General features: G+C 69.2%; 11 protein-coding genes. 8 read left to right on the top strand and 3 right to left on the bottom strand.

Features of this window, described 5'->3' with window-relative positions; genetic code table 11:
* Positions 1-120: 120 nt before the first annotated feature.
* The 8 genes from RTM68_RS14420 to RTM68_RS14455 all read left to right on the top strand — a co-directional run bounded on the left by RTM68_RS14420 (position 121) and on the right by RTM68_RS14455 (position 6,855).
* A complete protein-coding gene (locus tag RTM68_RS14420) occupies positions 121-975 on the top strand; it encodes an alpha/beta fold hydrolase (RefSeq protein ID WP_312172144.1) in 855 nt (284 codons plus the stop codon).
* Positions 976-1,231: 256 nt separating this feature from the next.
* Positions 1,232-1,969, top strand: a complete 738-nt coding sequence (locus tag RTM68_RS14425) for a DUF1684 domain-containing protein (RefSeq protein WP_312172146.1) — start codon at positions 1,232-1,234, stop codon at positions 1,967-1,969.
* Positions 1,970-2,017: 48 nt separating this feature from the next.
* Positions 2,018-3,067 carry a lipoyl protein ligase domain-containing protein gene (locus RTM68_RS14430; RefSeq protein WP_312172149.1) on the top strand — a complete coding sequence of 350 codons (1,050 nt, stop codon included), beginning with the start codon at positions 2,018-2,020 and terminating at the stop codon, positions 3,065-3,067.
* Complete coding sequence (locus RTM68_RS14435; protein WP_312172152.1) at positions 3,046-4,035, top strand: site-specific DNA-methyltransferase; 990 nt, start codon at positions 3,046-3,048, stop codon at positions 4,033-4,035. The genes RTM68_RS14430 and RTM68_RS14435 overlap by 22 nt, the downstream gene beginning before the upstream one ends.
* Before the next feature lie 53 nt (positions 4,036-4,088).
* The gene (locus RTM68_RS14440; RefSeq protein ID WP_312172155.1) at positions 4,089-4,346 is read left to right on the top strand and encodes a CopG family transcriptional regulator; all 258 of its coding nucleotides are present in this window, start codon (positions 4,089-4,091) and stop codon (positions 4,344-4,346) included.
* On the top strand, positions 4,343-4,687 hold the full coding sequence (locus tag RTM68_RS14445) for a type II toxin-antitoxin system PemK/MazF family toxin (protein WP_312172158.1): 345 nt from the start codon (positions 4,343-4,345) through the stop codon (positions 4,685-4,687). Before RTM68_RS14440 ends, RTM68_RS14445 begins: the two co-directional genes overlap by 4 nt.
* A gap of 6 nt (positions 4,688-4,693) precedes the next feature.
* The gene (locus RTM68_RS14450; RefSeq protein WP_312172161.1) at positions 4,694-6,160 is read left to right on the top strand and encodes a carboxylesterase family protein; all 1,467 of its coding nucleotides are present in this window, start codon (positions 4,694-4,696) and stop codon (positions 6,158-6,160) included.
* A 302-nt stretch (positions 6,161-6,462) separates the two neighbouring features.
* Positions 6,463-6,855, top strand: coding sequence for a hypothetical protein (locus RTM68_RS14455; RefSeq protein WP_312172164.1), 393 nt, complete (start codon positions 6,463-6,465; stop codon positions 6,853-6,855).
* A 198-nt stretch (positions 6,856-7,053) separates the two neighbouring features.
* Here RTM68_RS14455 and RTM68_RS14460 read toward each other — a convergent pair whose 3' ends face one another.
* From RTM68_RS14460 to RTM68_RS18985, 3 genes are read right to left on the bottom strand one after another with little or no spacing between them, the layout of a single operon-like run.
* Positions 7,054-7,551: a DUF3237 domain-containing protein gene (locus tag RTM68_RS14460; RefSeq protein ID WP_312172167.1), complete on the bottom strand. Its 498-nt coding sequence runs from the start codon at positions 7,549-7,551 to the stop codon at positions 7,054-7,056.
* Positions 7,548-8,792 carry a flavin-dependent oxidoreductase gene (locus RTM68_RS14465; RefSeq protein WP_312172169.1) on the bottom strand — a complete coding sequence of 415 codons (1,245 nt, stop codon included), beginning with the start codon at positions 8,790-8,792 and terminating at the stop codon, positions 7,548-7,550. The genes RTM68_RS14460 and RTM68_RS14465 overlap by 4 nt, the downstream gene beginning before the upstream one ends.
* 59 nt (positions 8,793-8,851) lie before the next feature.
* Complete coding sequence (locus RTM68_RS18985; protein ID WP_396654236.1) at positions 8,852-9,004, bottom strand: hypothetical protein; 153 nt, start codon at positions 9,002-9,004, stop codon at positions 8,852-8,854.
* Between the last annotated feature and the right edge of the window lie 20 nt (positions 9,005-9,024).

The raw sequence follows: 9,024 nt of genomic DNA on the forward strand, positions 1-9,024 counted from the left end.
CATGGGATCGGCATCCGACGGCGTCGGGGGCTACGAGGTCACCGACCTCGAGATCGCGCAGAGCATGGTCGACGCGCTCGTGCACTGACGCGCGGAACCTCTCGTCAGTAGTGTGGGTGCGTGACGGATACGCGCGAGTTCACGGATGCCCACGGCATCGCCATCGTCTACGACGTGCACCCCTCGGCGGGTGATGCGCGAGGAATCGTGCAGCTGCTGCACGGAGTGGGCGAGCATGCGGGCCGTTACGGCGCCCTGATCGCCGCACTGACTCAGGCCGGATTCATCGTGTACGCCGACGATCACCGGGGTCACGGTCGCACCGGCATCCGTCAGCACGGAGGGCCCGCGAAGCTCGGGCGCCTGGGCAAGGGCGGTCTGACGGCGGCCAAGGATGCGATCTGGCAGCTCACCGGCATCATCAAGGATGAGCATCCCGATCTGCCGCTCGTGCTGCTCGGGCATTCGTGGGGGTCGTTCCTCGCGCAGATGCTGGTGAACGAGCATCCCGAAGCCTGGGATGCGGTGATCCTCTCCGGCTCGGCGCTGCGGATGCCGGGTTCGCTCAACGCCGCACCGCTGAACGCCCGCTGGGCGGGTCCCGACGCCACCGGTCTCGAGTGGCTGAGCCGCGACCCGGCCGTGTGGACCCAGTTCGACGAGGACCCGCTCACCACCGACGAACCGCTGCTCAAGCTCTTCGGTCCGATCGAGGCCGCCAAGCTCTACGGGCGCCCGCGCAAGAACCTCGGCCGTGACATCCCGATGCTCCTGCTCGTCGGTCGCGACGACTCGGTCGGCGGTCCGCGCAGCGTGCACAAGCTCGCCGACGAGTACCGCACCCGATCGGGACTCACCGACGTCACGACGCTGGTGTACCCGGATGCCCGTCACGAGATCTTCGCTGAGCTGCAGCAGGACGAAGTCCGAGCCGACGTGCTGTCGTGGCTCGACGCGCACATCCCCGCACGCTGAGCCGCGCTGCGGAGCGGGCTTCTGCCCGGTCGTCGAGCGAGCAGCGACGCAGCGAGACGAACCGTGGCGAGTGCGCGGGATCGGCTGACTGCGTGTCGTCTCGGTCGGCTTCGCGGTCCTCGCTCAACGACCGAGATCGCGGGAGTCCGCGTGTTACGCCCCGTGAACGGGTGTTACAGCGGGTGAATCCGCGTGACGTCTTCCCGGCATATCGGTCTTCTCTCCGCATAGATTCGCGGCGAGAGGGAGGTGCGTGGTGGGTTTCACAGACGACTGGCGGGCATGGCACGAGTCGCGAGAGCGATACGCCGGGGCGGAGTACGGCCCTGCCGCGCTCGAGTCGACGAACTGGCTCATCACCGAACCAGCCGCGGTGGAGGGGGTTCCTGGCCTGTGGGCGCTGACCGGCGACGGGGGCATCCGCGGCAGCGATCTGGGTGCGGGCGGATCGGTGGTCACGCTGCGGGGTGGCGAGACGCTGCGGCTGGGTCGGCGAGAGCTGAGGGTGTTCGATCGGAGGGGCTCGGTGGCGCTGCGGGTCTTCAATCCCCGGCGACGCGAGCGCGAGCACTTCAGCGCGATCGACGCATATCCGCCACGGGAGGGGTGGCGGATCCCTGCGTCGTTCGAGCCGACGCCGGGCGAGACGATCACGATCACCGCGATCGACGGTCAGGTGGCCGAGTCGGAACTCGCCGGACGTCTGCACTTCGAGCTCGACGGCATCCTGCTCGCGCTGCACGTGACCCGCACTCCGCAGGGCGGTCTGACCGCGGTGTTCGCCGACGGGACGAACGGCATCGAGACCTATCGCTTCCGCTTCCTTCCCATCGACGAACCGGGTGCCGACGGATCGGCGGTCATCGACTTCAACCGCGCGTACCTTCCGCCGTGCGCGTTCTCCGATCAGTACCTGTGCCCGCAGCCACCGGCCGGCAACCGGTACTCGCTGCCGATCCGGGCGGGGGAGCGTGCCGTCGTGCTCGGCGGCTGAGCGCGCAGCCTCCGCGCCGCCGGGCAACCTGCGCCTTAAGCTGTAACCGTGCACGGTGAATACAAGGTTCCAGGCGGAAAGCTCGTCGTCGTCGACCTCGACGTCGAGGACGGCAGGATCGCTCGCTTCCACCTCGCCGGTGACTTCTTCCTCGAGCCCGACACGGCGCTCGACGACATCGACGCGGCGGTGACCGGGCTGCCGGTCGAATCGGATGCCACGGCGATCGCCGCGGTGGTCCGCGGTGCGCTGCCCGAGGGAGCCCAGCTGCTCGGGTTCACGCCCGAAGCCGTCGGCACCGCGGTGCGCCGCGCGCTGGTGACCGCACCCGGGTGGAACGACTTCGACTGGGAGATCGTGCACGAGAAGGCGGTCTCACCGCGCATGAACCTCGCGCTCGACGAGGTGCTCACCTCGCGCGTCGGTGAAGGGCGTCGCCGCCCCACCCTGCGCATCTGGGAGTGGGACCAGTCGGCCGTCGTCATCGGCTCGTTCCAGTCGTACCGCAACGAGGTCGACCCCGAGGGGGCCGCGCGACACGGATTCGACGTCGTGCGCCGCATCTCGGGCGGTGGCGCGATGCTCATGGCCGCGGGCCAGATCATCACCTACTCGCTGTACGTGCCGGCATCCCTCGTGCAGGGCATGACCTTCGCCGACTCCTACGCGTTCCTCGACGACTGGGTGCTGCAGGCCCTGCGCTCGCTCGGGATCGACGCGATCTATCAGCCGCTCAACGACATCGCCAGCTCGTCGGGCAAGATCGGCGGAGCCGCGCAGAAGCGCCTCGCCAACGGGGGAGTGCTGCACCACGCGACCCTCTCGTACGACATCGACGGTCAGATGATGACCGAGGTGCTGCGCATCGGCCGCGAGAAGCTCAGCGACAAGGGCACGACGTCGGCCGCGAAGCGCGTCGATCCGCTGCGCAGCCAGACCGGCCTCGCGCGCGCCGAGATCATCGAGCGCTTCAAGGACACCTTCCGGTCGCTGACGTCGGCGGAGGACGGCACGATCACCCCCGACGAGTACGCCGATGCCGAGGCGCTGGTGGAGTCGAAGTTCGCCACCGACGCATGGCTGCACCGGGTTCCGTGATCGACGACCCGGGAGCCCTCGGCCCCGGGTCCGTCTCGATCATCCAGGGAGACAACCTCGCCGTCGCGGCGACGCTGCCCTCGGCATCGTTCACACTCGTGTACCTCGATCCGCCCTTCAACACCGGGCGCACGCAGGAGCGACAGGTCGTCACCGCGCGACGCACGTCCACGATTCAGCAGGAGTCCGATGCCGACGGTGTCGGCGGCGCGGAATCCCGGGGTTCGGGTGCCGGGGCGGCCTCCCTCGTGCTGAGTTCTGAACCGGCGGCGGCTCCGACCGAGGTGCGGCACGGCTTCCACGGGCACGAGTATGAGCGCGTGCGCGGCATGCTGCGCACCTACGACGACCGGTTCGACGACTACGGCGCGTTCCTGATGCCGCGACTCGAAGAGGCATGGCGGCTGCTGGCCGACGACGGCACCCTCTACCTGCACCTCGACTACCGCGAGGCCCACTACGCCAAGGTCATGCTCGATGCGGTGTTCGGTCGCGACTGCTTCCTCAACGAGCTGATCTGGGCCTACGACTACGGAGCGAAGTCGCGACGTCGGTGGCCCACCAAGCACGACACGATCCTCGTGTACGTCAAGAATCCGCGCGAGTACGTGTTCAACAGCGACGACATCGACCGGGAGCCGTACATGGCGCCGGGCCTCGTCACCGCCGAGAAGGCGGCGCGCGGCAAGCTGCCCACCGACGTCTGGTGGCACACGATCGTGCCGACGACCGGGCGAGAGAAGACCGGCTATCCGACCCAGAAGCCCGAGGGCATCCTGCGGCGGATCGTGCGGGCCTCGAGCCGGCCCGGTGACCGCGTGCTCGACCTCTTCGCCGGCAGTGGCACGACCGGCGCGGTCGCCTCGGCTCTCGGTCGCGATGCCGTGCTCGTCGACGACAACGCCGCCGCGGTGCGGGTGATGACCGAGCGGATGCCGCATGCCACGGTCGCGCGGGTCGGGGAGTAGAACGGCACCGAGAGGCCCTGCCGGACGGCGGTACTACCGGTTATACTTGCGCCATGAAGACCGCTATCTCGGTACCCGATGGCGATTTCGCCCGCTTCGAGCGGCTTGCTGCGCGACACGGGATGAACAGGTCGGAGTTCTTCCAACTCGCGGGGCGCCGTCTGGCCGACGAACTGGAAGGCTCGTCGGATCTGACCCGCATCGCGAACCAGATCCTGGCTCAGGCCGGTGCTGCCGACGCCGATCCCCCCGACGATGAGCTGTTCGTGCGCGGGAACGAGGAACGGCTGCGCGAGAGCACCGACTGGTGATCCGCAGAGGCGACATCGTCTGGGTCGACGTCGGCACTCCCCGAGGCTCGGAGCCGGCGAAGGTGCGACCCTCGGTCGTGGTGCAGGAGGACTGGCTGCTCGACACGAACATCAACACCGTCCTCGTCGTGCCGCTCACCTCGAACACCGCTCTCGAAGGATTCCCGGGCAATGTTCTGGTGCCGGCCGCCGCGTCAGGACTCGATCGCGACTCGGTGGCGAATGTCAGTCAGATCGGTCCGGTCACCCGGGAGTTCGTCGACACGTACCCCGCCGGACACCTCGCTCCGTATCTGATGGCGCAGATCGCCACCGGCATCCGTCTCGTTGTGGGGGTCTGAGCCATCATGACCGATCTCGTCGAAGTGCAGACCGCCGCGGGGCGGGTGCGCGGGCGCTGGCGCCCGACCACGGGAGGGCGAGGTGCTCCGCGATCGGCGGCCTTCCTCGGCATCCCGTTCGCGGAGCCTCCGACCGGCGACCTGCGGTTCCGGGCGCCGGTGCCCAAAGCACCCTGGGAGGGCGTGCTCGACGCCCTCGAGTTCGCCGCGACCGCGCAGCGGGGCGACCCCGGTGTGACGCTGATCCCCGAGCCGAGCGTCGAGGGCGACTCGACGCTGAACGTCAATGTCTTCACGCCCGACCCCGAGGCATCCGGCCTGCCCGTGCTCGTCTGGATCCATGGCGGCGGGTACTTCGCGGGCTCACCCGCGAGTCCCTGGTACGACGGGCGCAACTTCACCCGCGACGGCATCGTCACCGTGTCGATCTCCTACCGCCTCGGGTTCGACGGCTTCGGTTGGATCGAGGATGCGCCCTCGAACCGCGGCGTGCGCGACTGGCTGCTGGCCCTCGAGTGGGTGCAGCAGAACATCGCCGCGTTCGGGGGAGACCCGAGCCGCGTGACGATCGCCGGCCAGTCCGCCGGCGGTGGCGCCGTGCTGACGCTGCTCGGCATGCAGAAGGCGCAGCACCTGTTCCACGGCGTGTACGCGATCTCGGGTGCGCTCGGAGATGTGTCCGCGGCCCGTGCCGAGGCGTTCGGGCGGGCGCTCGCCGCGTCGGCTGGTGTGCCACCGACCGTCGCCGGGCTCGCGACGCTGTCGGAGGATCGTCTGCTCGCGCTCCAGAAGAAGGCCACCCAGCTCGGGCCGTCCTCGATGACGACGATGATCGAGGAGGGGTTGCCGCTCGGTCCGGCCATCGACGGCGACCTGCTGCCGCGTCCGACACGAGAGTCGCTGCGCGCCGGCGTCGGCGCCGACAAGCCGCTCGTGATCGGCGCCACCGACGACGAATTCACGATGGCGTTCGCAGGCGGGGCGGCGAAGGCTCTGCGCTGGGTCCCGCAGTCCGTGCTGCTGAACAGGTTCGGCGTGCGCACAGGCATCCGCGCCGAGTATCTCGCCGCCAACGCCGAGATCGCGCGACTCGGCAAGGCGCGCCTCGCGGGGCGGGTGCTGACAGATCGGATGTTCCGCACGACCGTGCCGCGCATCGCGGCCGACCGTGCCGACGCCGCCACCTGGCTCTACCGCTTCTCGTGGCCCTCCGGGCGCTTCGGTTTCGCGGAGCACTGCCTCGACGTGCCGTTCTTCTTCGACTGCCTCGACGGCCCGGCGATGGAAGCCCTCGCCGGGCCGAACCCGCCGCAGACGCTGGCGGACGACGTGCACGGCGCGGCCGTGGCGTTCGTCACCACGGGCGATCCCGGCTGGGCGCGGCACGAGGGCGATTCCGGGATCGTGCGCGTCTACGACGTGCCGACCCGCGACGTCGCCGATGCCTATGCATCGGTGCGGGCGCTGCTCTGACCACTCCCGTCGCCGGCATCACCTGTCCACCGAAGAGAGGACAGACGCGGGATCGCTGAGCACGCCAGAATGCAGGAATGGTGAAGTGGATCAGGGGCGTGGCTGCGGGAGCTTTCCTCGTTCTCCTGTCCGGTACGACGACAGTTCTCTCCGGATGCGTCGGTCCGGCAACCGGCACCGCGGTGTCGTCTTCAGCGACCACGCCGGCGCCGGGCGCGACCTCGCCTCAGAAACCAGACGCCTCTTCCGCGAGTGAACCGACAGCCGAGTCCCTGCCGTCATCCGAGCCCACGCCGAGCTGCATGCGCGCGGACGGCGGGGGAATCATCCTCCCCAGTGGACTGCTCAACGTCGACCTGTATTCGAGAATGCACGACTACGGAGCCCGGGAGGGGGCGACCGGCACCGCCCAGTATGCCGACGACGGCTCACTCGCCTCCTATGTCGTCGCGCCCGGCGATTTCACCGACGCGATCCTGGACCGGTTCTGTGTCGGCTTCTACTACCTGGACTCGCTGAACGCGGTGCGACGTGGAGGCGGCGGCTCCGTGGATCCGACCCGCACCGTGCATCAGCCGGAGCTCCACATCGGTGACACTCTGAATCTCAGCCCGTACACGATCACGACCGTCGGTGACGTCAATGGCGAGGTGTTCGCCTATGAGACGAGCTTCACCCTGCCTCCGCAGCGGTGATGCCGGTGCAGCGGAGGTGACGGCATGCCGCGCGACCCTCAGAAGCTCCTCGATCGGTTGCGTGACAAGTCAGGTGATCCTGCGGTCGCTGATCAGTGGGTCATCGACGCGATCTCCGAAGTTCTCAGTGCCAACCTCATGCCTGCCGAAGTTCTAGGGGCATCATCGGCGGAAGTCGCGGTGGCTCCCTCGACCTCCTCAGCCCACCCGGTGCGCGCGATATCGCACGGCGTTCGCCTGTCTCTGGGCAGCGGCGAGGAAGAGGGTCCGCTGCAGGTGCGCGAGCCCGGTAGCGGCCGTCTCGACCTGCACGGTCGTGCGGAAGTAGTACGAGCCGGGATCCACGTCTTCGCCCAGCCGCAGTCGCTCGAGCACATCCGGGGTGCCGGTGCGCAGGCCCTTGGCGTGCAGCAGCAGCAGGTCGCCCTCTGCGGTGCGCGCGGAGTAGCGACCGTCGATCTCGATCGTGCCGTCGGGGCGGACGACCTGCCAGTCCGCGCCGCCGGGCAGGATCTCGGCGTCGATCCCCCCGGTGATGCGTCCGCCGAGGATCGGTACCACGCGGCGGTGGCCGGCACTGGTGCTGCCGTGGTCCTCGAGCGCGCCGAGGTCGACGGTGACGTCGAAGGCGAACCCGAGGGTCGGCACCGGCAGCAGGGCATGCGGATCACGGGCGTCCGCGGAGTCCCCGCTCATGCGACCGGGGTGAGCGACGCGCGCTCGTTGAGGATCTCGGGAAGGAACCCCGCGGCGGTCTTGTACTCGGCGGCGATCTGCGCCCGCTCGGCGTAGGGGATCACCTCGTCGATGTCGGTGAATCCCTGCGGTGCGCGCTCGCGGGCCAACTGCATCACGCGCTCAGGCCCGGTGGCGCGCGTTCCGGCGAGCAGGGCCGTCATCGCGGGGCGGCGCGCCTGCTCGTAGGCGTCGAGCCCCTCGACGATGCTCGAGGCCGTCGCGAGATGGAAGGCGAGAGTGCGTGCGTCGAGGATCGCCTGCGATCCACCGTTCGAGCCGTTCGGATACATCGCGTGGGCGGCGTCGCCGAGCAGCGTGGTGCGACCGAAGGTCCACTGCGGCAGGGCATCGCGATCGACCATCGGATACTCGAGGATCTCGTCCGCTGTGGCGATGGCAGCAGGCACATCGAGCCAGTCGAAGCTCCACTCGCGGAACAGCTCCGCGATCGGGTCGGGATCGACGGCACGATTCCAGTCCGCGTCGCCCGTGCCGCCGACGCGGCGCTCGGCGATGAAGTTCACCGGCATCCGTCCGTCGGCGTCCGCAGGGGCCAGGGGGTAGGCGACGAACTTCTGCTCACCGTCGCCGGCCATGATCATGGTGCGACCGTCGAGGAACGCGGGGATGCGCGTGACGCCACGCCACAGGGTGAGGCCGCTCCAGGGTGGAGCGCCCTCGGCGGGGTGGCGCAGAGCGCGCAGGGCGGAGTGGATGCCGTCGGCGCCGATGATCACGTCAGCCGTGGCCGTGACGGTGCCGTCTGCCGTCGCGAAGGTCGCCGTCTCCGTCCCGTCGCCGTTCGATGAGACGCCGATGAGGCGGTGGTCGAGTCGGATGGGCTCGGAGAGCCGGGCCTCGGCGAGATCGCGCAGAGCGAGCTGCAGACGCCCCCGATGCACGGACAGCTGCGGCCATCGGTATCCGGCTGCAGTGCCACGCGGCTCACTCCAGATCGGCTGACCCAGCCGGTTGTAGTACGCGAGGGTCTGCGGCTCGACGCCCAGCTCGGCGATCGTGTCTGCGACGCCGAGCTCCGTCAACTCGCGCAGGGCATGCGGAAGCAGATTGATCCCGACTCCGAGTCCACGGATCGCCGTGCTGCGCTCGTAGACGCTGATGTCGTGCAGTCCTGCTTCGTGCAGGCTGATCGCTGCGGCGAGTCCGCCGATGCCTGCGCCGACGATGATGATCTTCATCGATCTCTCCTGGTCTCCGCCCCGAAGGGCACTGGTGAAAGCTTCGTCTCGTGTGAGGCTCAGTCGCGGGTGTGCACGACCGTGCCGCCCACGACCGTGACGGCGGTGCCCACGCTGATGAGCGCCTCGGCCGGGACCGCGAACGGATCGACCGTCGACACCACGACGTCGGCGCGAGCGCCGACGCGCAGCATCCCGCCCTCGCCGAGCACGAGCTCGGCGGATCCGCTCG

This window comes from Microbacterium sp. (genome assembly GCF_031988965.1).
GTDB lineage: Bacteria > Actinomycetota > Actinomycetes > Actinomycetales > Microbacteriaceae > Microbacterium.